The organism is Synechococcus sp. JA-3-3Ab (assembly GCF_000013205.1).
Lineage (GTDB): Bacteria > Cyanobacteriota > Cyanobacteriia > Thermostichales > Thermostichaceae > Thermostichus.
Genome location: NC_007775.1, coordinates 1,589,752 through 1,613,417, shown reverse-complemented (window position 1 = coordinate 1,613,417; position 23,666 = coordinate 1,589,752). Strand labels below are relative to the sequence as shown.

The 23,666-nt window shown below is 59.8% G+C and carries 22 protein-coding genes and 1 tRNA gene; 12 read left to right on the top strand and 11 right to left on the bottom strand.

All coding sequences use genetic code 11. The annotated features are described in order from the left end of the window. Positions 1-358 precede the first annotated feature (358 nt). Positions 359-1,306 carry an IS630-like element ISSoc15 family transposase gene (locus CYA_RS14125; RefSeq protein ID WP_011428978.1) on the bottom strand — a complete coding sequence of 316 codons (948 nt, stop codon included), beginning with the start codon at positions 1,304-1,306 and terminating at the stop codon, positions 359-361. A 763-nt stretch (positions 1,307-2,069) separates the two neighbouring features. Between CYA_RS14125 and petE the strand changes: the two genes are divergently transcribed. Both petE and CYA_RS07560 read left to right on the top strand, forming a co-directional pair. Continuing rightward, the gene (gene petE, locus CYA_RS07565; RefSeq protein ID WP_011430443.1) at positions 2,070-2,480 is read left to right on the top strand and encodes a plastocyanin; all 411 of its coding nucleotides are present in this window, start codon (positions 2,070-2,072) and stop codon (positions 2,478-2,480) included. Between the two features lie 151 nt (positions 2,481-2,631). Continuing rightward, positions 2,632-2,862, top strand: a complete 231-nt coding sequence (locus CYA_RS07560) for a hypothetical protein (protein WP_011430442.1) — start codon at positions 2,632-2,634, stop codon at positions 2,860-2,862. A gap of 39 nt (positions 2,863-2,901) precedes the next feature. Here CYA_RS07560 and CYA_RS07555 read toward each other — a convergent pair whose 3' ends face one another. Then, entirely contained in the window at positions 2,902-3,114 is a 213-nt protein-coding gene (locus CYA_RS07555) for a DUF2997 domain-containing protein (protein WP_011430441.1), read from the bottom strand. Positions 3,115-3,202: 88 nt separating this feature from the next. Here CYA_RS07555 and CYA_RS07550 point away from each other — a divergent pair, with 88 nt between their 5' ends. Beyond that, a complete protein-coding gene (locus CYA_RS07550) occupies positions 3,203-4,252 on the top strand; it encodes a potassium channel family protein (RefSeq protein ID WP_011430440.1) in 1,050 nt (349 codons plus the stop codon). 18 nt (positions 4,253-4,270) lie between these two features. Here CYA_RS07550 and CYA_RS07545 read toward each other — a convergent pair whose 3' ends face one another. The 6 genes from CYA_RS07545 to CYA_RS07520 form a co-directional block, all read right to left on the bottom strand. Then, positions 4,271-4,939 (bottom strand): PHP domain-containing protein, encoded by a 669-nt coding sequence (locus CYA_RS07545; RefSeq protein ID WP_011430439.1) that lies wholly within the window; start codon positions 4,937-4,939, stop codon positions 4,271-4,273. Between the two features lie 142 nt (positions 4,940-5,081). Further along, positions 5,082-6,242 carry a pyridoxal-phosphate-dependent aminotransferase family protein gene (locus CYA_RS07540; RefSeq protein WP_011430438.1) on the bottom strand — a complete coding sequence of 387 codons (1,161 nt, stop codon included), beginning with the start codon at positions 6,240-6,242 and terminating at the stop codon, positions 5,082-5,084. Positions 6,243-6,272: 30 nt separating this feature from the next. Further along, a tRNA-Cys gene (locus CYA_RS07535) sits at positions 6,273-6,344 on the bottom strand. 272 nt (positions 6,345-6,616) lie between these two features. Continuing rightward, positions 6,617-7,876, bottom strand: a complete 1,260-nt coding sequence (locus CYA_RS07530; RefSeq protein WP_011430437.1) for a CO2 hydration protein — start codon at positions 7,874-7,876, stop codon at positions 6,617-6,619. Between the two features lie 53 nt (positions 7,877-7,929). Then, the gene (locus CYA_RS07525; RefSeq protein ID WP_011430436.1) at positions 7,930-9,447 is read right to left on the bottom strand and encodes an NADH-quinone oxidoreductase subunit M; all 1,518 of its coding nucleotides are present in this window, start codon (positions 9,445-9,447) and stop codon (positions 7,930-7,932) included. Positions 9,448-9,460: 13 nt separating this feature from the next. Then, positions 9,461-11,320, bottom strand: a complete 1,860-nt coding sequence (locus tag CYA_RS07520) for an NAD(P)H-quinone oxidoreductase subunit F (RefSeq protein ID WP_011430435.1) — start codon at positions 11,318-11,320, stop codon at positions 9,461-9,463. 147 nt (positions 11,321-11,467) lie between these two features. Here CYA_RS07520 and CYA_RS14740 point away from each other — a divergent pair, with 147 nt between their 5' ends. Beyond that, entirely contained in the window at positions 11,468-11,719 is a 252-nt protein-coding gene (locus tag CYA_RS14740) for a hypothetical protein (RefSeq protein ID WP_011430434.1), read from the top strand. A gap of 31 nt (positions 11,720-11,750) precedes the next feature. Here the strand turns inward: CYA_RS14740 and cobJ are convergent, their stop codons facing one another. Continuing rightward, positions 11,751-13,619 (bottom strand): precorrin-3B C(17)-methyltransferase, encoded by a 1,869-nt coding sequence (gene cobJ, locus CYA_RS07515; RefSeq protein ID WP_011430433.1) that lies wholly within the window; start codon positions 13,617-13,619, stop codon positions 11,751-11,753. Between the two features lie 55 nt (positions 13,620-13,674). Here cobJ and CYA_RS07510 point away from each other — a divergent pair, with 55 nt between their 5' ends. From CYA_RS07510 to CYA_RS07495, 4 genes are read left to right on the top strand one after another with little or no spacing between them, the layout of a single operon-like run. Then, on the top strand, positions 13,675-14,316 hold the full coding sequence (locus tag CYA_RS07510) for a hypothetical protein (protein ID WP_011430432.1): 642 nt from the start codon (positions 13,675-13,677) through the stop codon (positions 14,314-14,316). A gap of 58 nt (positions 14,317-14,374) precedes the next feature. Next, positions 14,375-14,839: an FKBP-type peptidyl-prolyl cis-trans isomerase gene (locus tag CYA_RS07505; RefSeq protein ID WP_041438366.1), complete on the top strand. Its 465-nt coding sequence runs from the start codon at positions 14,375-14,377 to the stop codon at positions 14,837-14,839. A gap of 44 nt (positions 14,840-14,883) precedes the next feature. Next, positions 14,884-15,516, top strand: coding sequence for a 5-formyltetrahydrofolate cyclo-ligase (locus CYA_RS07500; RefSeq protein WP_011430430.1), 633 nt, complete (start codon positions 14,884-14,886; stop codon positions 15,514-15,516). Positions 15,517-15,541: 25 nt separating this feature from the next. After that, complete coding sequence (locus CYA_RS07495; RefSeq protein ID WP_011430429.1) at positions 15,542-15,982, top strand: FxLYD domain-containing protein; 441 nt, start codon at positions 15,542-15,544, stop codon at positions 15,980-15,982. Here the strand turns inward: CYA_RS07495 and CYA_RS07490 are convergent. Both CYA_RS07490 and CYA_RS07485 read right to left on the bottom strand, forming a co-directional pair. Further along, complete coding sequence (locus CYA_RS07490) at positions 15,979-17,253, bottom strand: amidohydrolase family protein (RefSeq protein ID WP_011430428.1); 1,275 nt, start codon at positions 17,251-17,253, stop codon at positions 15,979-15,981. The genes CYA_RS07495 and CYA_RS07490 overlap by 4 nt on opposite strands. A gap of 57 nt (positions 17,254-17,310) precedes the next feature. Next, positions 17,311-18,528 (bottom strand): RNA-guided endonuclease InsQ/TnpB family protein, encoded by a 1,218-nt coding sequence (locus CYA_RS07485; protein WP_011430427.1) that lies wholly within the window; start codon positions 18,526-18,528, stop codon positions 17,311-17,313. A gap of 423 nt (positions 18,529-18,951) precedes the next feature. On the opposite strand from CYA_RS07485, the gene CYA_RS07475 reads away from it, so the two are divergent. Genes CYA_RS07475 through CYA_RS07460 form a run of 4 tightly spaced genes read left to right on the top strand, consistent with a single transcriptional unit; the run spans position 18,952 to position 23,516 of the window. Continuing rightward, positions 18,952-19,980 carry a BMP family protein gene (locus tag CYA_RS07475; protein ID WP_011430426.1) on the top strand — a complete coding sequence of 343 codons (1,029 nt, stop codon included), beginning with the start codon at positions 18,952-18,954 and terminating at the stop codon, positions 19,978-19,980. Next, a complete protein-coding gene (locus tag CYA_RS07470) occupies positions 19,952-21,514 on the top strand; it encodes an ABC transporter ATP-binding protein (RefSeq protein WP_011430425.1) in 1,563 nt (520 codons plus the stop codon). Before CYA_RS07475 ends, CYA_RS07470 begins: the two co-directional genes overlap by 29 nt. Further along, positions 21,504-22,553 (top strand): ABC transporter permease, encoded by a 1,050-nt coding sequence (locus CYA_RS07465; RefSeq protein WP_011430424.1) that lies wholly within the window; start codon positions 21,504-21,506, stop codon positions 22,551-22,553. Before CYA_RS07470 ends, CYA_RS07465 begins: the two co-directional genes overlap by 11 nt. A gap of 6 nt (positions 22,554-22,559) precedes the next feature. Beyond that, complete coding sequence (locus CYA_RS07460) at positions 22,560-23,516, top strand: ABC transporter permease (protein ID WP_011430423.1); 957 nt, start codon at positions 22,560-22,562, stop codon at positions 23,514-23,516. Positions 23,517-23,666: the final 150 nt, after the last annotated feature.

Below are 23,666 nucleotides of genomic sequence, written 5' to 3'. Positions count from 1 at the left end.
GCCCGTCTTACGGAGAGGGCCCAAAAACTTTTGGGATCCCTTCCTCTGCGAAACCCTTTAGGCTCAAGAAGCTTCTGAGATCATCTCCAGAAGTGCGAGCGAAATTACCTGGCAGGCGTTGGGGAGCAAGCGTTACCCCTCTGCCTGCGAGGTGTAATGTATGGCAACCCTGAGCGGACTGCCTAAATTCAAGGCTGTGCCGATGCAGCGAGCCAAGATTTGAATGTTTTGCTTTTGCTCCGCCGATTCTAAAATCCTGGTAGAGTCCTTGCTCGGGCTGGCGATGGACGAATACCGGCTGTTCATCTTAAGCAAGCTCTCAATTTTGTTCAGCGGGTTGATACAGCCTGTTAAGGGCTCAAGGGGTACAATAGCAGCACTTAGCAAACCAACTTCGGAAGGAGGATGGATTGATCAGTAGTAAAGAAGTCTTCACTATCTGCTCCATGCTATACTTCCCAATTCTGCAAAGCTGCCGAATAAAATGCTTCAATACCGACCACATCATCTCAATGGGATTCAACTCCGGCGCATACACAGGCAGGTATAGGATTCGTGCTCCTGTCCCCCTAATCAATTCCTCAACTTCCCGACTCTTGTGGATATTCAAATTGTCCATAATCACAACCTTCCTCGCATCTAGCTTCGGACATAACTCGCTTCTCAAAAACTCCAAAAAATCTCCTTTCTTCATCCCACCCTTGATGACACGACAGCCAACTACACCTCTCAAGGAAATAGCTCCAATAACCGTATACTTTTCACCCTTGTATCTCTGACGATAATGATAAGCCCTTTGACCGCGTAAACTCCGAGATACTCTCCGCTCCATTCCTTCCCAGACTCCCGTCTGGTCGATGGCAATCAAATCCTCCGCTGGAATATTCCTGACTTCTTGACTATAAGCTAGTCGTTCCCTTTTCACCTCCTCTTCTTTGACTTTTGCACTGCGGTAGGTCTTTTTTTTTAGAGTCATTCCTTGCTTTTTCAAGAAATTATGTATCGTGACGATGCTTACATTGATTCCTAAGCGCTCGCGCAACAGTTCTTGATACTGCCACAGGTAGAAGTCTGGGTGTTCTGTAATAATTGCCATCACTTCCTGCCGATGTTGTTCCAAAATGCCCACTCGCTTGGTGCCTGCTTTCTTAGGGGCTAAATCTTGAGTTTGTTGGTACTGACGCACCCAGCGGTGTACTGTTCTTTTGGTCACCATGAAGCGTTTAGCTACCTGGCGGATGGAGGTGTTACCTGCCTGATAGGCTGCTACAACTCTTTGCCGCAAATCCAAAGAATGAGTCGGCATTCCTTTCTCTCCTTCCTCTTGAATACCTGTACCCTATTTTAAATTAAAAGGCTGTATCTTATACGCGACTTGGAAAGTAATTGGAGAACAGCAAAAGAAATACCGCATCGTTCTTTGCTTAAAGACTAGAGCGGCTTGTCCCTCTCCCGCATCGGCGACCCTACGGATTTTGGCCGGCAAGGCACTCCCAGTTTTTCAGAGATGGCCGGTTTTCTCTCCGAGATCCCACGGGCGAAGGATCGCCGCCTTGCGGTGAGAGCATGCCTCTAACCCCCAAAACCCTGAACTTTGCTGAATTTACTGAGCTTTAGGCGGTTTGGCAAAAGTCATTGAGAGGGATATAGTAGACCAAGTTTCCCCCTGATCCTTGAGTCCACCGCAACGGTTGCCGGGAAGTGAAGGGGGAAAGCGCTCGGGGGGTATTCCTCAGGGCTTTGCGGGATACCGCCTTCCTGCTCAGAGATAGGCAGGATGCGATCGCTTCTTTCCTGAACCATGTTCAGGAGAGTTCAGCGTGAATGTATCAGGCAACGAGAAAGGTAGAGGCTCGAGGCAATCTCGTCGCCCGATCCCTCCCTGTGGCCTTGCCGTCTGGAACAGCCCCTCGCTCTAGCAAGGGAATGGGTGTTCCTGTTCCGCCTTAAGATCCTAAGATAGGAGTTGAACGTCCCTGCTGGACTGGGTGCCTTTCCTTTACAACTTGGAAAGGGGGGGCCCAGCCGCAGAGGCGGGGGCGACGGCCGTTACGTTTTGAGAGGAATCCATGTTGTTCATTTTTAACCTAGCGAAGCGTCTGCAGCGCATCCTCCTCGCTCTCGTAGTCGGGGTGGCTGCGGTAGCTTTCCTGTCCAACCCTGCTGCTGCTGAAACCTACACGGTCAAGATGGGCTCTGACAAGGCCCAGCTCATTTATGATCCCCCCACCCTCACCATCAATCAGGGAGATACTGTTCGGTGGGTCAACAACAAGGTCTATCCTCACAACGTTGTCTTTGACAAGGTACCTGGTGGCGATGCGGCCCTGGCAGCCAAGCTGTCCCACAAGGCCCTGCTCACTGCTCCCAACCAAGTGGTGGAATCGGCCTTTGTCGATGTCCCTCTGGGTGAGTACACCTACTACTGCACTCCCCACCGGGGGGCTGGCATGGTCGGCAAGATCATCGTCAAGGGCTAGGCTGGCGCTCCAATTCCACTTCTCTGGTTGCTTTTTAAGAGGGAGATTCCGGCTCTGGCTTGCTGGCATGGGATCCCTGCCCGTAGCATAGAAAGTAGCCCTCTCGAGAGTGGGAGGGCTTTTTCGCGAATAGACGTTAGACAGGTTCCCCATGACCACCAGTGTTAAAGGCTACCTGCTCCTGGCCGTTTCCTGCATCAGTGCCATTGCCGCTGTGGGTTCGATTTTCGAGTTGGCTTCCGGTGAGCCGGATTTTGGCGTCGGCCCCACCAGCATTATCTTGATCGTCGCTGCTCCCTTGGCGGTTTGGCTGTTTCAATCGGCAGTTGGGGCGGCACGAGCCAGCGGCGCTGCCGGCAAGGGGGGCAAGAAGCGAAAGTAGGCAGGTAGATACGGGAAAACTGGGGGGAAGGGGATGGAGTCAGCGGGTTTGCTGTAAAGAAACTTGTGATTCTATCTCGGCTTCTGCTGGCTGATGAAACTCCGGCAACAGCTTTCGTTCTTGCACCGTTCCAAGGGCTGCTTCTAGCTCTGCCGTGGCTAGAGTACAACTGGAGCCAGATCCGTTCAATACGGTCTCGGTCACCTGTCCTTTTTTGTCGATCCGATATTCCACCTTGATGTACTCGGGCATCTGCACTCCACTCGCTGCTGCTCAACAACTGACTTTCTCCTACCCATTGTAGTTCTCGCTTTTTCCCCGCTCGATCTGGCTGGGCCGTATGGCTTCTGCTCGTCCCCCGTTTCCTCCTGCCAAAAGGGATCCTGGTATCCAGCGGGATCTGAGTTTGGGAGTAGGGGCGCTGCTGGGCGTTGTCCTGATCGGCACCCTTTGGTACCACGGGGTGGAGCAATGGCCTTGGGTGGAAGCTTTTTACATGAGCGTTATCACCCTAACTACTGTGGGCTTCATGGAGGTGCAGCCGCTGGGGGATCGGGGGCGCTTGTTCACGGTGGCCTTGATCCTGATGGGGGTCTTGAGCATCGGGTTCATGGTGAACCGCTTTACAGAGGCCCTCATCCAGGGGCATTTTCAGGAAGGGATCCGGCAGCGGAAGTGGAAGAAACAGATGGAAGCGCTGAACAACCACTACATCGTCTGCGGTTTTGGGCGCATTGGGCGACAGGTGGCCCAGGAGTTTCAGGCAGAGGGGGTGCCCTTTTTGGTGATCGATCAATCGGCCGAGGCAATTCAGGTGGCCCAAGAGCTGGGATATGTCGCTCTCCAGGGAGACAGCACTCTCGATGCCACCTTGCTGGCGGCGCGGGTGCAGCAGGCCGAGGGGTTGATTGCCGCCCTCTCCAGCGATGCCGAAAACCTCTATGTGGTGCTGTCGGCCCGCACCCTCAACCCTCGTATCCGCACCATTGCCCGCGCCAACACGGAAGAGGCTTTGCAAAAGCTGCAGCGAGCGGGCGTTGCCCACGCCATCTCTCCCTTCATCACCGGTGGAAAACGGATGGCAGCGGCTGCCCTGCGCCCCCGCGTGGTGGACTTTGTGGATGGGATCCTGTCGGGTCGAGATCGCACTTTTTACTTGGAAGAGTACGAGCTGGCGGCGCAAGAATGCCCCTATGTTGGCCAGACCCTGGGGAAAGCCAATCTAAGGGCGCGATCCGGCGCGTTGGTGGTGGCAATTCGGCGAGCCGATGGCCAGCTGATTGGCGGCCCCAGCGGTGACACCCTGTTGCAACCGGGGGATCTGCTGCTGTGTATGGGCACGGCCGAGCAGTTGCGCCGCCTGGGCCAGTTGCTCTATCCCCGCCCCTAGATGGGCTGGACAAGTCGGCTAGATACGCCTGAGGATGCTGGGGCCGTGGGAGTCGGTGCCGCAGGTTTTCAAAAGTCCGTAGGTCTCTGCCAGCTTTTCCCCAATCGCCGCCTCCTCTGGGCTGGGAGCCCAAATGTCGGGGTTTTTGTAGGCGTAGTAGACCTCAAGGCCATCCAGGCCCAACTCCACGGCTGCCGGCACCAGCTCTTCCGCAGGCAGCCAGTAGCGAAAGGGATGGGCCAACACCGCCAGGCCGCCTGCTGCTTGAATGGCCCCAATGGCCTCAGCGGCGGGCAGGCCGGGAACTTGCTCCCCCTGGATGTAGGGATCCAAAACAGGATCCGCCGGATCGAAGCCGTAGCCAAGAATATGCACCTCGCAGCCCAGCAGGTTGGCTGTAATCTCGATCCCCGTCCATAGCAGGGGGTCCTCGGGGCGATCCAGATAGGCTTGCGCTTGCTCGTAGCCCTTCAGGGTGTGGTGATCGGTGATGGCCAGGCCCTTGAGGCCGTGCCGGCGCGCCTGCTCCGCCAAGTCTGCCGGATCCATGCGCCCATCGGAGCAGCAGGTGTGCAGGTGAAAGTTGTACTGCAGCGGGCAGGAGAGAGGGCCGATCCCCTGCAGCACCCGCCGCAGCTCCGCCGCCGAGGCAGTTTGACAGGGATCCCGTTGCAAACTAACCAGCATGTCAACCCTTGGGTTGGGAACAGATAGCTCTCCAGAGCAGTCGACTCTGGAATTTTATCTTTTGTTAAGAACGCTCACCCATTCTAGCCAGGGCAAGGGAGGGGCGCCAGGTGTCAAGAGCTACAGAATGGGCCAGGGATCCCTAGGGGCTTGCCAAGATCTCCTCGGCCGCCTTGATGGCCGCTCCAGGAGGGAAGTCGCCATAACCCAGCGTGTGCAGGGTCGACTCCAGGGCAGCCAGCGTGGTGAGAATGTCGCGGTCGCTCACAAAGCCCAGATGGCCGATGCGGAAGATCTTGCCCTTGAGGTGGTCTTGACCGGCAGCAAGGGCGATGTCGAAGCGTTTCTTCAGGGTGCTGCGGAGGGTATCGGCGTTGATCCCTTCAGGCGCCAGCACAGCAGTTACCGAGGGGCTGGCTGCCGACTCCGGGTTGACCAAAAGCTTCAGCCCCAGGGCCTTGACGCCGGCGCGGGTGGCCTGGGCCAAACGGGCGTGGCGGCGGCAGATGGCTTCCAACCCTTCGGCCCGCATCAGGCGCAGGGTTACCTGCAGGGCATAAAACAGGTTCACCGCGGGCGTAAAGGGAGTGGTGCCCTGGCGCAGGGCTTTTTGGGCCAGTTTAAAGCTCCAGTAGTACTTGGGAAAGCGAGAGCGCTCGGCAGCAGCCATGGCCCGCGGGCTCACCGCCACAAACCCCAGCCCGGGCGGGATCATGTAGCCTTTCTGGGATCCGGAGGCCACCACGTCTAGGCCCCACTCGTCCATAGGCACCGGCATGGCCCCCAAACTGGTGACCGCATCCACAATCACCAGGGCTTCTCCGTGCTCGCGGGCAGCAGCCGCGATAGCCTGCACATCGTTGGCTACGCCGCTGGAGGTTTCCGAGTGGGTGAGGATGACCGCCTTGATGGTCTTCTCCCGGTCGGCGGCCAGCTTTTCTTGGAAGACTTCGACAGGATAGGGCACGCCCCAGGGGGTCTCTATCCGCTCGCACTGCAGGCCAAACTGCTCCGACATCTCGGCCCAGCGCTCGCCAAACTTGCCGTTGACCCCCACCAAGACCCGCTCCCCGGGGCTGAGGGTGTTGAGGATCCCGGCTTCCATGGCCCCGGTGCCGCTGCAGGCAAAGACAAACACATCGGAGGTGGTCTGGTGCAGCCAGCGCAACCCCTCCGTCACCTCTTCCAGAATGGCGCTGAACTCTTGGCTGCGGTGCTCGATGGGCCCCCGCGCCATGGCCAGCAGCGCACTCTCGGGAACGGGAGTGGGGCCGGGGATCATCAACATCAACTTGTCTTTCATGCGGGTCCCGCTGGGGATGTCAGGTTTGAGAGGTGGCGGCCAGATTCGAACTGGCGCATAGAGGTTTTGCAGACCTCTGCCTTACCACTTGGCTACGCCACCCTACTCCTCAATCGGACAAAACATTGTATCCGAAAATGGGATCCCGCTTCCACTTGCTGCAGCCAACGGCAACAGCGCTCGGGTTCGCTAGGCATCGACAATAGCTTGGTAGCCCCGTACTTGAGTGCGGGGCGAAAAAGCCCTTGAGCCACTTTAGTTGCTTCATAGTTAGTACAGAGCTTCTCCAGGAAAACAACCTACTGCGGTGCAAAACCCGCGCGGCAATAACTAACCTGGAGGAACTTAAGTCCGAAGTAAGCAGAACTTTGAGGTTATGCCTCAAAGGACTGTCTAGGGGCGTCTTGACAGCGCCTTCGCGAGTCCATCTTGGGCTGCGTAAGAATCCGCTGGGTGGGAGTGTCAACTTCTTCTTGTACCCTCAGCAGGCGGGATCCCAGCAGCCGCTGCAGCCAGGGGGCGAGAAACTCGCGATTGGCCAACTGCTGCTGGGGATCCTGGGTTTCCAGAGGAAAGGGGGCAAGGGCCCGCAGGGCGGCGGTGGTAACACAGAACATGGCCTTTTGGAAGCTGAGGCAGATTTTCACCCGCAGGTCATCTTCCCCGCGCGGCTGGCGGCGGTAGTGCTCCCGCAAATAGCCAGGCAGGTGGCGCATCATATCCTGCATCAAGAGAGTAGGGGGGATCCCGGCGCTCCCCACCGGCAGCGGATCGGCATACAAAGCGCCGTAGGCGAAGTCCGCCTGCTCGGCCGGGATCTGGTGGGCCTGGGCATTGTAGGAGACGGTGCCCATGAAGGGAAAGGAGCGGAAAAACACAGCTTCCACGTAGGGCAGGGCCGTATCGGGCAGGAAGGTCAGCCCCGCCGACAGGGGGATGATCTCGTAGCGGCGGCCCCAGATGCAGGGGGCGTAGGTGATGGGCTTGTTGGCAGCTGCCACCAACCCCTGCTGAATGTGGGCTACTACGTCGGGAAGCGTGAGCTGCGGTTCGCTCTCGCGGCGCTTGGCCAAGGCCAGGAAGATATCGCTCATCACCCGCCAGAACTGGCCCAGGCCGCTGTACATGGCCAGCATGCGCACCTGTTCCAGCGCAAAGTCGGGGCAGAGGAAGTTGAGGCCCTGCAGAAGGGGGTTGAAGCGGAACTTGGCCCGGATGGCCACCTTGGCCCGCTCGACAAATTCGGGAGTATCCAGATAGCGATCGAGGCCTCCCCCTCCATGCCAGAGCATGGCTTTCATGCAGTATTCGGCAAACTCGTAGTTGATGCGGTCATGCCAGAGGTAGCGCAGCCATTTGCCCAGGGTGATTTCGCCGTTGAAGTACTTAAAAACTGGGAAGAGCTCCAAAAATTGGTGGTCGGCTATGAAGATCAAATTCTGGGAGTAGGCATCCAGCACCTGGCCGTAGCTGTGGAGGATGCCGATGACCTCCAGCCGGTTGCTGGAAGAATCCGGCACAAGGGCTCCCCCTGCTTCTAGGCGTTGGACGATGGGAGCCAGTCGCCGTTGCTCTAGAGGATCTAAGCCAGCCAGAAAGAAACAGGAAGGAGCGGGAACAAGGGTGGCCGTCATGGGAGAAGGAGGGGTTGAGACAACAACAAAAACTCAGTCGTATCACTAAATCGTCACAACGAAGAGAACCCAGGCTCGAAAGCAGTGGTCGGCCCGCCTGCTTCGGCAAGATTGAGGGCCGCCGGCTTGGCCAAATGGGCGGCGGTGGACTCCACCCAGTGGGTTGCCCAGGCAGGCTGGAGGCCAAGCACCACCACCAGCGAGGCCAAAACTACAGCAGGCAGGCGTTCTCCCGTGGCGCGTCGTTGCATGGCAATGGCCACTTCCGAGAGGCGCCCGAAAAAGACGCGGTTCACCATCAGCAAAAAGTAGGCCGCCGTCAATCCCGTCCCCACCATGCACAGCAACGTCTGCAGGGGGAAGACGGGGAAGCTGCCCCGAAAGAGGGTGAACTCGGCAATAAAGCCCACCAGGCCGGGCGTGCCGCCGCTGGCCATCACCCCCAACACCATCAAGCTGCCAACAAGTGGCAGGCCGCGTTCTGGGTTGAGCAATCCCCGCAGCCGCTTGAGATCCCGCGTGCCGGTGTTGGCGTAGACAGCACCCACCAGCAAAAACAGCAGCGAGGAAATCAGCCCATGGCTCACCATCTGGAAGACGGATCCCACCAAGGAGAGGGGGGTGGCCGCCGCCGTGCCCAGGAGAATGTAGCCCATGTGGGCAATGGAGCTGTAGGCCACCAGCTTTTTCATGTCTTGCTGCACCAAGGCGTTCAGGGATCCATACAGCACATTGGCCACCGCCCAACTGGCCAGCCACGGCCCGGCTTGCTCCCAGGCATCGGGCAAAAGCTGCAGGCCAAAGCGCACCAGGCCATAGGTGCCCAACTTGAGCAAGAGCCCCGCCAAGAGCACAGAAATGGGGGTGGAAGCCTCCACGTGGGCGTCCGGCAGCCAGGTGTGGAAGGGCACCAAGGGGATCTTGATGGCCAGCCCCAGCAGGATGGGAATGAGGATGAGAATCTGGGGCAGCAGCGGCAAGGGGTGGGCCTGCAAAACGGTGTAGGTAAAACTGTGGGCGTCGCTCAGCCAACTGAGGCCGAAAAAGCCAATCAGCAGAAGCACCCCCGAGAGGGCGGTGTAGACCAAAAACTTGGTGGCGGCATAGGTGCGCCGCGGCCCGCCCCAGATGGCAATCAGCAGATAAAGGGGAATTAGCTCGACTTCGTAGAACAAGAAAAACAGCAGCAAGTTCTGGGCCAGAAAAGCCCCCACAATGGCGGCTGCTAGCAGCAACACCAAGCTGTAGTAGAGGCGGGGCCGCTCCACCGGGCCGCTGGCCCAGAGGGCAATCAATACCAGCAAGCCGGTCATCACCACTAGCGGCAGGGAGATCCCGTCCACCCCCAGCTCGTAAACCAGGCCCAACTGCGGGATCCAGGCCATCTGTTCGGCCATCTGGATCCCTTGCGCTTGGGGATCAAACTGCAGCAGCAGCCCCAAGCTCAGCCCCAACCAAGCCAGGCCGAAGCCCAAGGCCAAACTTCGGTGCAGGCCCTTCCCCGCTTGCTCGGGGATCAGCCCCACCAGCAGGCCACCCAATAGGGGGATCCCGATTAGAAGGCTGAGCATGGTTCCTCCCGTCTCAATAGGCCAATCCCACCAGGGGCGAGCGCAGCAGCCAAGCGGTAACCACCACGACCCCGATGACAATGAGCAACACGTAGAGCTGCATCCGCCCCGACAGGGTGTACTTGAGGGCTTCGCCGCTAAACCAAAAAGCCAGGCTCACTCCGTTCACCAGGCCATCCACCCCGTTGCGATCCAGCCACTCCAGTCCGCGGGAAAGGGCGCCGACCGGCTGCACCACCAAAGCCTGGTAGAGCTGCCCGGTGTAGAAATCCTGCGCCAACAGATCCTGCAGCTCCGGCCAGGGTAGGCGCAGCCGCCGCCGGCCCCCCCAGTACAGCCAAGCACCAACACCGGCCCCCAGCAAACCCGAGGCCGCCAGCAGAGCCGCCATCTGCTGCAGCTCTGGGATCCAACCGGGATAAAGCCCCCAGCGCCAAAACAGCCAGGGCATGAGCAGGTTCTGCACCGTCAGAATGACCATGGGCAGGGCCATCGGCCAGCCCACCTCAGGGGCACGGCGCGTCTTGGGCTGCGGGGATCCCAAGAAGACCAGGCCAAACACCCGCGCCAGGTTCAAAGCCGTCAGCCCATTCATCAGCAGCAACACCCCCAACAGGGCCGGCTGCAGGGCGCTGTACACCAGCGCCAGGCGGATTAGGATCCAAAAGCACCCCAGGGGCAAGAGGGCCACCATCCCCAGGGATCCCACAGCAAAGGCGGCCACCGTAGCCGGCATGCGGCCCCCTAGGCCCCCCAGCTCCGTCAGATCTTGGGTAGAAGTGGTGTAGATGAGGGATCCCACCCCCATAAACAGCAGCGCCTTGGCCAGGCCGTGCAGCAGCAGCAGCTCCAGCGCCAAATCCGGCTGCCCCGTCCCCACCGCCCCAAACACCAGGCCCAGGTAGGCGCTGGTGGAATAGGAGAAGGTGCGCTTGAGATCGATTTGCGCCAAGGCCACCAGGGATCCCCCTACGGCTGTGATGGTGCCGATGGCCACCAGCACCCCATCCGTGAAAGGGGAGAGGGCCAAGACTGGCTGCAGCTTGATGAGGACAAAAGCTCCAGCGGCCACCACTGCCGAGTTGCGCAGGATCGAAGCCGGGTTGGGCGCCTCCATGGCCTCATCCAGCCACAGGTGCAGCGGGAACTGGGCGCACTTGCCCAGCGGCCCGGCAATCAAAGCCAACCCCATCAAGGCCGCCCAAGTTGGATCCAAGCTGGCCGTAGCCGCCCAATCGCGCAGGCCGGAAAAGGTCAAGGAGCCGGAGAAATTGGAAACCGCCACCACCCCCATCAACAGCAGCAGGTCTCCCACCCGTTTGGTGAGAAAAGCATCCCGCGCCGCCGTGACCACCAGCGGCTGGGCGTACCAAAAGCCCACCAATAAGTAGGTGGAAAGCGTGAGCATCTCCAGCAGCGCGTAGCTGAGAAACAGCGAATCGCTGAGGGCGATCCCCGTCATCCCCCCCTCAAAAAAGCCCATCAGGGCGGCAAAGCGGCCCAACCCCCAATCCTTGTCCAGGTACCCCAGGGCGTAGATCTGGGCCAGCAAGCTCAAGCCGCTTACCCAGACCACCGCCCCCAGCGTCAGAGGCGAGACCTCCAAAGCCAGGGACAAGTCCAAATCGGCCACCCGAAACCAGAGGTAGTTCAGGAGCTGGGGATCCCGACCCCAAACTTGTCGCAACAGCCAAAAGCTATGAGCAAGGGCCGCAAAGGTCAGCAGGATATTGAGGTAGGCTGCCGGACGTGGGCCACTGCGCTTGATCCAGCCAGCGGCCCAAGGAAGAGCCAGCGCTGTCCCTACCCAGCCATAAAAGGGGAGACACCAGGCGCTCTCTGGCCCAATTGCCCAGTCTTCAAAACCCGCCATCTGCTGCTTGCAACAAGTAGTTAAGCATTTTTTAATGAACAGCTACAGTCCAATATAATATTAGGAGTTTTCCAGCGGCAGCGTCTCTCCCCACTTGGACACAGCTTCTGCCTCTGCCTAGGCAAGCAGGCGGCGCCCTTAGATTCTTTGAGCTCCCGGTTCTTTTGGACAGAAAATGGCGGCGCTCCGAATACCTTGCCCAGACCCCGGCTGGGGCTATCGCGGATTGGCGCCAGGGGGAGTGAGACCCCTCACCGATTGATTCTCCTCTTTAGGCTGGGCAGCCCTCCTGACCACAGCCAGGACTATCGCCTGCAAGCCGAGGTGTGGCACGAGGTGGAAGCTTGGGGATCCCCCTGGTGGCTGCAGTTGGATCCCCGCCATCTCACGGTGTTTTGAATCGAAATCCAACGGCCATCAGGTGGGTTCATCACAAGCGGTAGCCGCGGGGAGTGATCAGCCGGCTGCCGTAGCGAAAGGTCTGCGAGCTGCCGATCAAGACCAGGGTAAACATGTCCACCTGCTCAGGATCCAACTCCCCTAGCGTGGTGAGGTGGATGGCCTCGCCGGGACGGTAGAGGTTGCGGGCCACCGCCACCGGGGTGTGGGTGGGGCGGGCCCGGCGAAAGATCTGCAGCGCCTTGAGGAAGGGATCCAACCGCTGCCGCGAGCGGGGGTTATACAGGGCCACCACAAAGTCGGCCTGGGCAGCCGCCTGCAGGCGTTGCTCGATGGCCGGCCAGGGGGTGAGGCGATCCGAGAGGGAAATAGCGCAAAAATCCTGCATGAGAGGGGCTCCTAGGCGAGCGGCAGCAGCTTGAAGGGCGGAGATCCCCGGCAGCACCTCCAGGGAGGGGCGGATCCCATCCCAGCCGCTGCGGGCCAAGTACTCCAGCACCAGGCCGGCCATGCCGTAGATCCCCGCATCCCCCGAAGAGATCACCGCCACCTGCAGCCCCTGCTGGGCCAGGGCGATGGCGCGCTGCGCCCGCTGCACCTCCTGGGTGATGGGAAAGGCTTCGCAAATCTGGCCGGGGTGCAGGAGGGGCGCCACCAAGTCCAGGTAAAGCTGGTAGCCAATCACCACCTCGGCTTGGGCCAGGGCCAGGCGGGCGGCCAAGGTCAATTGGGCGGGATCCCCAGGGCCGATGCCAATTAGCCACAGGTGCCCGGCGCGAGGGGAATACTCGCGGGCGGCGCGGGCAATGGCCAGGGTACAAGCTCCCTCGCTTTCTGAGGTGAAGATCTGCTTGGGGCAGACAAGGGTGGCTCTCCCCTGGGCTGGATTGTCCTCTCCCGACCAGCGCTGGGCCGCCAAAAGAGCAGCCGCCTCCGCCACCGAAGGGGTGCCCACCGCCTGCCGCACCGCCTCTGAAGGGTGGGGAACCGGGATCCCTGCCAGGGCCGCGGCGGAGAAAAACTGGATGGGCCAGCCATGGGCCTGGGCCAGCTCCAAGAGCCCCGCCTCATCCCGTTTCAGCTCCAGAGTGGCCAAGCCGGCAACGGCCTCGAGGGCCAGCCCCTGGTTTTGCAACAGGCGCCGCAGGGATCCCTCCAGCCAGGCGCGGCTGGTGCCCCGCTCGCAGCCCACCCCCACCCACAGCACCCGCGGATGCCAGTGGACGGTGGGGATGTGGGGGCAAGGCGTTGTGTATTCCCCAATCCGGATCTGGGCCACTGCTTGGTCGGGAGCCGTAGTCAAAAGAAGATGATCCGCTGGCCAGGCCCGCTGCCAGAGCTGCGTGCCGCAGGTTTGCTCTACGGCCACCGGCTCTCCCCGCGTCAGGGCAGCAGCTACCCCGTTCCAATCGCCACTGCCCCGCCGCCAGCCGTAGGGATGCCCCAACACATCCACAGGCGGGATCCCCAGCCCTTCGGAGGCAGAGGTGAGGATCGGCTCGGCTCCCAAAGCAGCCGCCACCTGCCGCGCCAGCGCATCGGCCCCGCCCACATGTCCCCCGCAGAGGCTAATGGCCCAGCGGCCTGATTCATCCACCACCACCACCGCCGGATCCCGGTATTTGTCCTGCAAGAGGGGGGCAATTAGCCGCACCACCGACCCAACTGGCAAGATGAAAAGACAGCCCTGCACCTGGGGCCAAGTTTGGGCCACCGCTGCCGCCAGGGATCTGGGCGCTGTGGGATGGCTGGGATCCCCATAGGCTTGCCAGGGCCAAGGCAGCGGCTCTCCCTGTGGATTGGCTTTGCTCCAGCAGATCCACTCCTCTGGCAGCAGCGACAGCAGAGCCTGGGCCAAGCGGCGACCGCGCGGGGTGGGGGCAAACAGGGCAAGCTTCATCAGCCTAGGGATCCTATACTTGACTACAGAGCCACCCGCAAATGGACAAGCGCCAATGCCAACCCCCCTTGGACTGATGCTGCCGCTGATCCCCCTGGAGGTTTTGCTCTCCACGAAGGGGCTGATGTTTTTGCTGCTATCGGCCTACGGCGGGGCCATGTGGACGTTTCTGAGCGGCGCACCGCGGGTTTACACCATCATCGTGCCCGATCTGGAGCAGGCGCGAGGGTTTTACGAAAAGGTCTTGAGGCTGCCGGAGGCGGAGCTGCCGCTGCAGTACTACTACGGCTATGAGCAAAGCATGGTCGGCTCCAGCCTGGGATCTGCCTACTTCCCGGCGGATATTGGCCTCAGCTCCCGCCTTGATGCCAAAGCCCGCTCCACCTCGACACCTCTCGATACCGCTGGCCTCTGGTATCAGCTCTCCGACACCGTGCAACTGCACGTGATCCCCGGTACCACGGATCCCTACGGCAGTCTCTCCAGAACTCCCTTTGTACCTGCCTACGGGGCGGCAGCCGGTCGCAGCAGCGGCGTCCGCTATCGCCACACCACCTACGAACGGGAAGCCCTCAAAGCCCTCCTGAAGCGGATCAACAAGCAAGGGATCCGCAGCAGCGTCCGCTCCGAAAAGCCTTTTGTCTTCTGGGTGCGCGACCATCAAGGGCAGATCGTCGAATTTGCCGAAATAGGATGAGGGGATCCCCTAAGATTGTTGGGGAGGCAAAAAGTCGGCACCGGGGGGACGCCAACGGATGAAACAGATGCTGCTGCTGTTGCTGGGTTTGCTGTGGATTGGGGTGTGGGCTGGACAGCCGGCCATGGCTCTGTCGCGAGCCAAAGATCACCCAGCAGTTACTGTGCAATCTCAAGCCCAGCAATTTATCACCACCGAGTCGGGTCTGCAGTACTACGACCTTGTCGAAGGTACAGGGCCTTCACCTCAGCCGGGGCAAACGGTGGTGGTGAACTACGTGGGCAAGCTGCAGGATGGCACCGTCTTCGATAGCTCCTACAAGCGCAATCAACCTTTTACCTTCACCTACGGGGTAGGGCAGGTGATCCGTGGCTGGGAGGAAGGTCTGGCCACCATGCGGGTGGGTGGCAAGCGGTATTTGCGCATTCCGCCGGAGTTGGCCTATGGCAGCCGCGGGGCAGGCGGGGTGATCCCTCCCAACGCCACCCTGGACTTTGAAGTGGAGCTCCTGGCCATCCAGTAGATTCAGATCTTGCAGAGACCGAATATCCAAGCGGCATTGGGCTTGTGCAGGAACTCCCTTCCCCGGAACTGTCTTCTTCTTGGCGGCCCAGTTCTCTGGCAGCAGATCCTGCCCTAGAAAAAGCTCGCCTGCGCCAGCACTTTCGCCAGCTACGGCAGAGGTTGGACAGATCCCTTATCAGCCAGAAGATCGTGGCTCATTTGGCCTCTTGCCCCCAACTTTTGGCCGCCAAAACCATCCTGGCCTATGTGGCCTTCGGCTCCGAGGTGGACTTGGGATCCCTGTTTGCCCTTTTTCCAGAGAAGCAGTGGGGGATCCCCCGTTGTCTGCCGCGGCGGCAAATGCAGTGGCACCGCTACCAGCCGGCTGAGCTTGTCCCCAACTGCTGGGGCTTGTTGGAGCCTTCTCCCGGCAGCACAGTTATCGACCCTGGCAAGGCGGATTTGATCCTGGTGCCCGCCCTGGCCTGCGATCGGTGGGGAAGGCGTTTGGGCTATGGCGGCGGCTATTACGACCGCTTTTTGGCCGCTTTGCCGGATCCCGGCGTGCCCAAGTGGGGCATTGTCCCGCAGGCCTGCCTACTGGAGCAGCCTCTGCCTCAGGATCCCTGGGATCAGCGCTTGGACGGGATCCAGACCGAGGAGGGGTTTTACCGGGCGGGGGATCCCCTAGACTAGGGGAGATGGGCCTTGGAGAAAAAACATGAGCCAAGTTTGGAAGAAGGGGCTTCGCTCCCTCTGCTGGAGCCTGGGTTGTGCAGCTTTGGCGGCGCTCTTGCTGGGTTTTGGAGCCATCCCCCTGCAACTGAAGGATTTGCACCTCACCCCCTGCCCGGATACCCCCGAATACACCAACCTGGTTACCAGCAACGGCAACCCCATACCGGCCAGGTGCCTATTCATTGAAGGCACGGTGGTCAACCGCTCCAGAAATACTGTGCTGAATGCGGATGTCTTCGGTCGCCTTTACGATGCCAACGGCAATGAGGTTCTGCCGGAGCGCACCCGCCTGGGAGCCATCGAGGAGGTTCCCCCCGGCGAAAGCCCCTTCTCCATTCGCATCTCCGTGCCCGTGACCAGCCCGCTGCCTCTGACTATGGAGCAGTTCAAAGCCAGCGGCTTCAGCGGCACCGTGCGCCGTTAAAGCTGGCGGGTGAAGTCCACCTGGGCCGGGCGCCCCGGCAAATGGAGCTGGGCAACCACCGGCGGGGTTTGGGCGATCAGCCGTCCCCGACGGAAAACGTACAGGCAAGCCGGTTGCAGGCGAATGGCTTCGACAGCATCGGCAGCCTGGAGCACCACCAAGTCGGCATAGCAGCCGGGTTCTAGTCCGTAGCCTTCTAACCCCAGAATGCGGGCCGGGTTTTCCGTAACCGCCAAGAAACACTGCCGCATCTGCTCATAGCCTGTCAGTTGGGCAGCGTGGATCCCCATGTGGGCCACCTCCAGCATGTTGCCGCTGCCCAGGGGATACCAGGGATCCATCACGCAGTCCTGGCCAAAAGCTACGGTCAGCCCGGCGGCCATCAGCTCCGGCACCCGCGTCAGCCCCCGCCGCTTGGGATAGGTATCGTGGCGGCCCTGCAGCACCAGGTTCACCAGCGGGTTGGCGATCACCCCCAGCTCTGCTTCGGCCATCAGGGGAATGAGTTTGCTCACGTAGGCGTTGTCCATTGAGTGCATCGAGGTGAGGTGGGAGGCGGCCACCCGCCCCTGCAAGCCCAGCCGCTGCGTCTCGTAGGCCAGGGTCTCCACGTGGCGCGAAAGCGGATCGTCTGTCTCGTCGCAGTGCAGATCCACCCGCAGACCCCGCGCCGCCGCGATCTCGCACAAGGCCCGCACCGCAGCTGCCCCTTCGGCCATCGTCCGCTCGAAGTGGGGGATCCCGCCCACCACCTCCACCCCTAGATCCAAGGCCTTCTCCAAAAGCTGCACCGCCCCCGGCGAGCGGTAGTAGCCATCTTGGGGAAAGGCCACCAGTTGCAAATCCAGGTAGGGGGACACTTTTTGCTTGACCTCCAGCAAGGCCCGCACCGCCAACAGGTTGGGATCGCACACATCCACATGGGTGCGGATGGCCAGGATCCCACGCGCCACTGCCCAGTCGCAATAGGTCAAGGCCCTCTCTATGACTGCCTCGGGGGTCAACAGCGGCTTCAACTCCCCCCAGAGGGCGATCCCTTCTAGCAAGGTGCCCGACTGGTTGACGCGCGGGATCCCATAGGTGAGGGTGGCATCCATGTGAAAGTGGGCATCCACGAAGGGGGGCGACACCAAGCGGTTGCTGACATCAATTTCTTGGGGGGCAGTGGCTTGTAAGTTGCTTTCCAGAGCCACAATGCGATCCCCCTCGATACCGATATCGATTCCCTTGCGGCCATCCGGCAAATTGGCCCGGCGCAAAATGAGATCCATATGTTGTGGCTATTTGTTTGAACTTAGGATGGAAAGAAGCAACTACAGTTGAGTAAACTACCCGACCCTGACTGCTTCGCAGTACAGGGCGGGCTTAAGGCCTCCGGCCCGCTGGCGCGAACGGTAGCCCTGCAGTTGGCAAGCCAACCACGAACCTCTAGGCTGGTTTACAGCAGCCCCCAAAAGCGCAATCATATTCGCACCATTCAAATCCGCATCCCCTTCCCATCCACAGTGTCCACACTTAAACTTCTTTCCACTGCGGTAGGATTGCGCAGGGTCGGGATGAATGTGCAAACACCGGTGGCAGGTCTGCGACGTGTAGGCAGGCGGAACAAGAATCAGAGCAACCCCCGCACGCAGAGCCTTGTACTCCAAAAATTGACGGAGTTGATAAAACGCCCAACTGTTGGCCCTGCGCCGTTCGGCTTTGCTGCGTGGCTGTTGATTGACCCTTCCCCGAATCCCTGTCAAGTCTTCCAGAGCAAGAGCGCTGTTTGTCGCCTTTGCCCTAGAGACAATAGCTTTGGAGATGCGATGATTGACCCACGTTTGAAAGCGTCTTTCCTTGCCAGACAGCCGTTGCAACAGTTGACGGCATCTGCGCCGCGAACTGCGGGTGCCCTTACTGGCTTTGCGTTGGAGTACCGCCCTCAGCTTGGAGTAGTGGTCGCGGACTCGGTTCAACTGCTGTCCATTCCAATTGTCCCCCTCTGACGTATGGGCGATATCCGTCCTGCCCAAGTCCACCCCGATCACCCTGTCGGTATCTTGTTGCTTGGGCGGGTTTTTCTCTACGCAAATCTGGATGTAGTAGGAGCCGTCCTTCCGCTGGACTAGGGTGGCCGATTTGGGGTTAGAGCCAGCCAGCATCCCACGCTGGTAGTTGCCAATGGCCAGCTCAAAGCGCTCTCGACCCCCAACGGTGGTCAGCGACACCGTCCAGTCTTTCTCGCGAAGCGAAAAGATACGGGCATCGTAGGTCGCAAAGCCTCTCTTGAACGCTTTGACCGGACGGTTTTTCTGTCGGGCAACTTTACGGGCACCGGCCAGCCGTCTGCAGACCTGCTGAGCCAAGTTACTGGACAAGCCAAACCGAGCGCGAATCTGGTAATAGCAAAGGGACTGGAGTTTGACTGCGTTGACTACTTTTTCTGGTGTGTTTTGGTTGACCCAGTTCAACGCCTGCACAAAGGCATCCATTGTCGCATCCAACTTTGCGGCTTGCGACGGGGACACCTTGAGCTTGCAGGAGACGGTCAGGACTTGGGTCATGGTTCTATCATAACTTCCGCATTCCTCCCGACACTGACCCTACGGGTACAGTGCGGGGCTCCTGCGATTTCTAGCTGAATGATAGGCCAAATCAGATAAAGATGTCTTAAATTACCTCAAAGCCCGAATTTAGGAAACCAGTTGATTGGGTTATTGCTCACTTTATAAAAGAGGGCTGTAGTCCCCAACAGCATCCGGTTGTGCAAGATATCAACCAAGTAGTCAGAGGGATAATCTATCGAGAGCTGATTTGAGAGGACTTGGCCCTTACATCCATTCCAACCGTCAGCGAAACTTCGTTGTCCATTACAAACAAGCTCCTTCTCAAAAAATTGTATTTCAGGATACATATTTTCAGGGATCTCCCCCTTAGGATAAGCCGAGCAGTAACCCGATCTCGAAGTAACCTCAACAGAAGCGACTATGGCACGTTTAGAACTCTCCCGGCGGGACTTCTGCCTGCGTTCTGGGGCTTTTGTGGCTGGCCTGATGGGGAGCCGCTGGTTGGTTCGCGATGCCGCGGTGGCTCAAGGAACCAAGCTGAAGGTGGCCGGGGTTTATACGGTTCCCATTGAGCAGCAGTGGGTGAGCCGGATCCATAAAGCCTTGATGACCGCCCAGGAGCGGGGGGATATTGACTATACCTGGTCGGAGTCAGTTTCCAACACCGACTATCCACGGGTGCTGCGTCAGTATGCCGAGAGCGGCGTCCAACTGCTGGTGGGTGAGGTCTTTGGGGTGGAGCGGGAAGCGCGGGAGGTGGCCAAAGACTATCCCAAGGTCAGCTTTTTGATGGGGTCCAGCCTCAAGCCGGATCCTGCCCTGAGCAATTTTGCCGTGTTTGACAACTACATCCACGAGCCTTCCTATCTGACGGGAATGGTGGCCGGGGGGCTGACCCGCTCCAAAATTATCGGCATGGTGGGGGGCTATCCCATTCCAGAGGTGAACCGCCTCATGAATGCTTTTATGGCAGGGGCGAGGGAACTGCAGCCGGAGGTGAAGTTTTTGGTCACCTTTATCGGCAGTTGGTTTGATCCCCCCAAAGCCAAAGAGGCGGCTTTTGCCCAAATTGATGCCGGCGCAGATATCCTTTACGCGGAGCGGTTTGGGGTATCTGATGCCGCCAAAGAGAGGGGCGTTTTGGCCATCGGCAATGTGATCGATACCCAGCCGGACTACCCGGAAACGGTGGTGGTCAGCGCCCTGTGGCACATGGAACCCACCATCGACAGAGCCATTGCCGCGGTGAAGGCCGGAGAGTTTAAGGCAGAGGACTACGGGATCTACAGCATGATGAAATATGGGGGATCCAGCCTCTCCGACTGGGGAACCTTTGCCGACAAGGTTCCGGCTGAACTGAAAGCTAAGGTGATGCAGCGGCAGGCAGAGATTCTGGCAGGGTCTTTTGTTGTAGCCATCGATGACAGCGAACCCAAGTCCACCCTCTGAAGCGCCTTTGGCCTTGAAGGTGGTGGGCATTACTAAGCGCTTTGGTGCTCTGCTGGCCAACGACCAGATTGATCTTGAGCTGCGGGCCGGGGAGATTCTGGCCATCTTGGGGGAAAATGGGGCGGGCAAAACGACACTGATGAACATCCTGTTTGGGCACTACGTTCCCGATCAGGGTCAGGTGTGGGTGTTTGGTCGGCCCCTCAAGCTGGGATCCCCGGCGGCTGCCCTGGCGGCAGGGATAGGCATGGTGCATCAGCATGTGGTCTTGGCCGATAATCTGTCGGTGCTGGACAACATTCTGCTGGGCACTCAGCCCCTGTGGCACCTGTGGTCTCGGCGGCGAGAGGGACGGCGGCGCATCCAAAAGCTAGCTGAGGAATTGGGGTTGGCCGTGGATCCCGATGCTCTGGTGGGATCTCTAACCTTGGGGGAGCGGCAGCGGGTGGAGATCCTCAAGGTGCTGTATCGAGGGGCGCGGATCCTGATTTTGGATGAGCCTACGGCGGTGTTGACCCCACCGGAAATTGAGCCGTTTTTTCACACCCTACGGCAGATGGCCGGTCGCGGGCTGGGGATCCTGCTGATTTCCCACAAGCTCCAGGAGGTGATGCGCATCAGTGACCGGGTGATGGTGCTGCGCTCAGGGCGGGTGGTGATGACGGGCAAGACGGCTGAGATCCATCCCACAGCTCTGGCGGAAGCGATGGTGGGGCAGCGGTTGGCGGCGGTGGTCAAAGCCCCTTTGTCTCCGGGGGAGACGGTCTTAGAGTTGCAGCAGGTCTCCTGTCGGGCAGGGCAGCAGCATCTGGAGCAGGTTTCTTTGACGGTGCGGCGTCACGAAATCGTGGGTATTGCCGGGGTGGCGGGCAATGGGCAGGCCGTTCTGGCAGATCTGGTCTGTGGGGTGATCCGGCCCCACCAAGGTCATCTCCATCTGCATGGCCGAGTCCTGCGGCTGATCTCTCCTGCTGAGATGGTGCGGCAAGGCATGGCCCGGATCCCAGAAGACCGCCACAAAACTGGGCTGATTGGTTCCCTTAGCCTATGGGAAAACTGGGTCATCGAGCGCTATCGGGATCCCGAATTCTCGCGGTGGGGGATCCTGCGTCACCGCCAAATCTATCAGCAGGCTCACACCTGGCTACAGACCTACGATGTGCGGGGGCTCCAGAGGGGGGATCCCTGGCGGGCGCTCCAGATGCCGGTGCAACTGCTGTCCGGCGGAAATATGCAAAAAGTGATCCTCTCGCGGGAGCTGTGTCGGGATCCCCAGGTGATTGTGGCTCACCAACCGACGCGGGGACTGGATCTGGGGGCTGTGGCTTACGTGCATGCCCAACTGCTGGCAGCAGCCCGGGCTGGAGCCGGGATCCTGCTCATTTCTGAAGACTTGGATGAATTGCTGAGTTTGGCCGATCGGGTGGCGGTGCTCTATCGCGGTCGGCTTTCCTCGGCAGTCCCGACCCAAACCACAACGGTGACCGCCTTGGGGTTGCGTATGGCCGGGCAGGAGGTGGCCGATGCGTGTTGAACCTCGTTCCACTGTGCCCCTTTGGCTGATCCTGAGTGCGCCGATGGCAGCCATTGTCCTGGCTTTCCTCTCCTGTAGCCTGCTGATCCTGTGGACGGGATCCCCGGTTTTGGCAGCCTATGGAGCTTTGCTGCGGGGAGCGGTGGGATCCCCCTTTGCCCTAAGCGAGACCTTGACTCGGGCCGTTCCTCTGATCCTGACGGGATTGGCGGTGGCGGTGTGTTTTCGGGCCAAGTTGTGGAACATCGGTGCGGAAGGCCAGTTTTATGGTGGGGCTCTGGCTGCCAGCCTCTTGGGCACCGGTGGGCTTTCGCTGCCGCGCCCATGGTTGGTGTTGGTGCTGCTGCTGGCGGGCTGGATTGCTGGAGGGCTGCTGCTGTGGATCCCGGCCTGGCTCAAGACCCAGTTCCAGGTGGACGAAGTGGTGACCACCTTGCTGCTCAATTTTGTCATTCTTCTCGGGATTAGCTATCTCCTGGAAGGCCCCCTCAAAGATCCTCTGGCTCTGGGTTGGCCCCAAGGTCGTGCCCTTGTGGATGCCGCCCTACTGCCGCGGCTGATCCCCCGCAGTCGTCTCCACGCTGGTTTAATCATCGCCCTGCTCGCTGCCCTGGGGGTGTGGGCCATAGAGCGGTTCACCGTTTGGGGCTTAGAAATGCGAGCCGTAGGCGCCAACCCAGAAGCGGCCAGGTTCCTCGGCATCCCAGTCCGGAGAGTTATTTTATATACCTCATTGTTGGGAGGTGGGCTGGCAGGCTTGGCGGGAGCTTGTGAACTCCTCGGGCTCAAGGGCTATCTCACCTTGGATTTATCCCCTGGCTTTGGCTACACCGGCATTGTTGTTGCCCTGTTGGCCCAACTGCATCCCTTGGGAGTGGTGGGGGCCGCAGTTTTCATTGCCGGGGTTTATGTGGGAGCCGATACCATGGGGCGTAGCTTGGGCGTTCCCACCTATCTTGCCGATGTCATTGTTGCTGCTGCCCTGCTGTGGATGTTGGTCTGCATGGGATTGGCCCGTTATCGTCTGCGCTGGGACTGAGCACCCGTGTCTGCACTCCTGAGTCTAATCAGCTTAATCAGCACCACCAGCTTCTGGGTGGCCACCCTGCGCATTGCCACTCCCTTGCTCTTTGGCACTTTGGGCGAAGTCCTCTGTGAGCGGGCCGGCGTTCTCAATTTGGGCATCGAAGGGATCATGACCCTGGGGGCCATGACCGGTTGGCTGGTGGTCTATCAGGGATCCGGATTGTGGTGGGGCGTAGCCTTTGCTGCCGTCCTCGGTGCAGGTGTGGGCTTGATTCACAGCCTGTTGACCGTCCGCCTTGGGGTTTCCCAGCACGTCACCGGCATTGGCATTACCCTCTTGACCATCAATGCTGCCTATTTTGTCTATCGCATGGCCCTGCCCCAGGTCACCTCTCCCCCCAAAATCGTCCCCTTCAGTCCTTGGCCGATCCCGGGTCTCTCCAGCCTGCCCTTTCTGGGAGAAACCCTGTTTACCCAGCCGCCCCTCACCTACCTCGGCCTTCTCCTGGTGCCCCTCATGGCCTACATCCTCTACCGAACTCCGCTGGGCCTGGCCGTGCGCATGGTTGGAGAAAATCCCCAGGCTGCCGCTTCCCAGGGGATCCCGGTCTATGCCGTTCGCACCGGGGCCGTGATGGTGGGCAGCGCTCTTATGGCCGTGGCCGGTGCTTTTTTAACCCTCTCTGCGTTCGATGCGTTTTTCTTGAATATCGTCAATGGGCGGGGGTGGATTTGCATTGCCCTGGTGGTTTTTGCCGCTTGGGATCCCTGGCGAGCCTTGGCAGGGGCATTGTTGTTTGCTGGATTTGATGCCTTGCAATTACGCCTTCAGCAGCTTTGGGGCAGCCGGATCCCCTATCAGTTTTTTTTGATGTTGCCCTATCTTCTCAGTATTGCGGCGTTGATCTTGGTCTCTCGCCATGCCAGGGCGCCCCGCGCTCTTTTGATCCCCTTTCGCCCTGAAGAACGGATTTGACTACTGGACTTTCAAGAAGCCGAAAATTACTCCCATTGAGCCTTTGCCCTTGCCCCAGAAGCCTGTATGTCTTACGCCAAGACGATTGTCTGTTTCGCCAACTCCAGAAAAATGGCCGGTCGCTGTATTGCCGGCAAGGAATGGCAGAAC

Bases quoted from the DNA above. Each gene is read 5' to 3' on its own strand.
- CYA_RS14125 (WP_011428978.1), bottom strand. From the start codon at position 1,306: ATGCCGACTCATTCTTTGGATTTGCGGCAAAGAGTTGTAGCAGCCTAT.
- petE (WP_011430443.1), top strand. From the start codon at position 2,070: ATGTTGTTCATTTTTAACCTAGCGAAGCGTCTGCAGCGCATCCTCCTC.
- CYA_RS07560 (WP_011430442.1), top strand. From the start codon at position 2,632: ATGACCACCAGTGTTAAAGGCTACCTGCTCCTGGCCGTTTCCTGCATC.
- CYA_RS07555 (WP_011430441.1), bottom strand. From the start codon at position 3,114: ATGCCCGAGTACATCAAGGTGGAATATCGGATCGACAAAAAAGGACAG.
- CYA_RS07550 (WP_011430440.1), top strand. From the start codon at position 3,203: ATGGCTTCTGCTCGTCCCCCGTTTCCTCCTGCCAAAAGGGATCCTGGT.
- CYA_RS07545 (WP_011430439.1), bottom strand. From the start codon at position 4,939: ATGCTGGTTAGTTTGCAACGGGATCCCTGTCAAACTGCCTCGGCGGCG.
- CYA_RS07540 (WP_011430438.1), bottom strand. From the start codon at position 6,242: ATGAAAGACAAGTTGATGTTGATGATCCCCGGCCCCACTCCCGTTCCC.
- CYA_RS07530 (WP_011430437.1), bottom strand. From the start codon at position 7,876: ATGACGGCCACCCTTGTTCCCGCTCCTTCCTGTTTCTTTCTGGCTGGC.
- CYA_RS07525 (WP_011430436.1), bottom strand. From the start codon at position 9,447: ATGCTCAGCCTTCTAATCGGGATCCCCCTATTGGGTGGCCTGCTGGTG.
- CYA_RS07520 (WP_011430435.1), bottom strand. From the start codon at position 11,320: ATGGCGGGTTTTGAAGACTGGGCAATTGGGCCAGAGAGCGCCTGGTGT.
- cobJ (WP_011430433.1), bottom strand. From the start codon at position 13,619: ATGAAGCTTGCCCTGTTTGCCCCCACCCCGCGCGGTCGCCGCTTGGCC.
- CYA_RS07510 (WP_011430432.1), top strand. From the start codon at position 13,675: ATGCCAACCCCCCTTGGACTGATGCTGCCGCTGATCCCCCTGGAGGTT.
- CYA_RS07505 (WP_041438366.1), top strand. From the start codon at position 14,375: ATGAAACAGATGCTGCTGCTGTTGCTGGGTTTGCTGTGGATTGGGGTG.
- CYA_RS07495 (WP_011430429.1), top strand. From the start codon at position 15,542: ATGAGCCAAGTTTGGAAGAAGGGGCTTCGCTCCCTCTGCTGGAGCCTG.
- CYA_RS07490 (WP_011430428.1), bottom strand. From the start codon at position 17,253: ATGGATCTCATTTTGCGCCGGGCCAATTTGCCGGATGGCCGCAAGGGA.
- CYA_RS07485 (WP_011430427.1), bottom strand. From the start codon at position 18,528: ATGACCCAAGTCCTGACCGTCTCCTGCAAGCTCAAGGTGTCCCCGTCG.
- CYA_RS07475 (WP_011430426.1), top strand. From the start codon at position 18,952: ATGGCACGTTTAGAACTCTCCCGGCGGGACTTCTGCCTGCGTTCTGGG.
- CYA_RS07470 (WP_011430425.1), top strand. From the start codon at position 19,952: ATGACAGCGAACCCAAGTCCACCCTCTGAAGCGCCTTTGGCCTTGAAG.
- CYA_RS07465 (WP_011430424.1), top strand. From the start codon at position 21,504: ATGCGTGTTGAACCTCGTTCCACTGTGCCCCTTTGGCTGATCCTGAGT.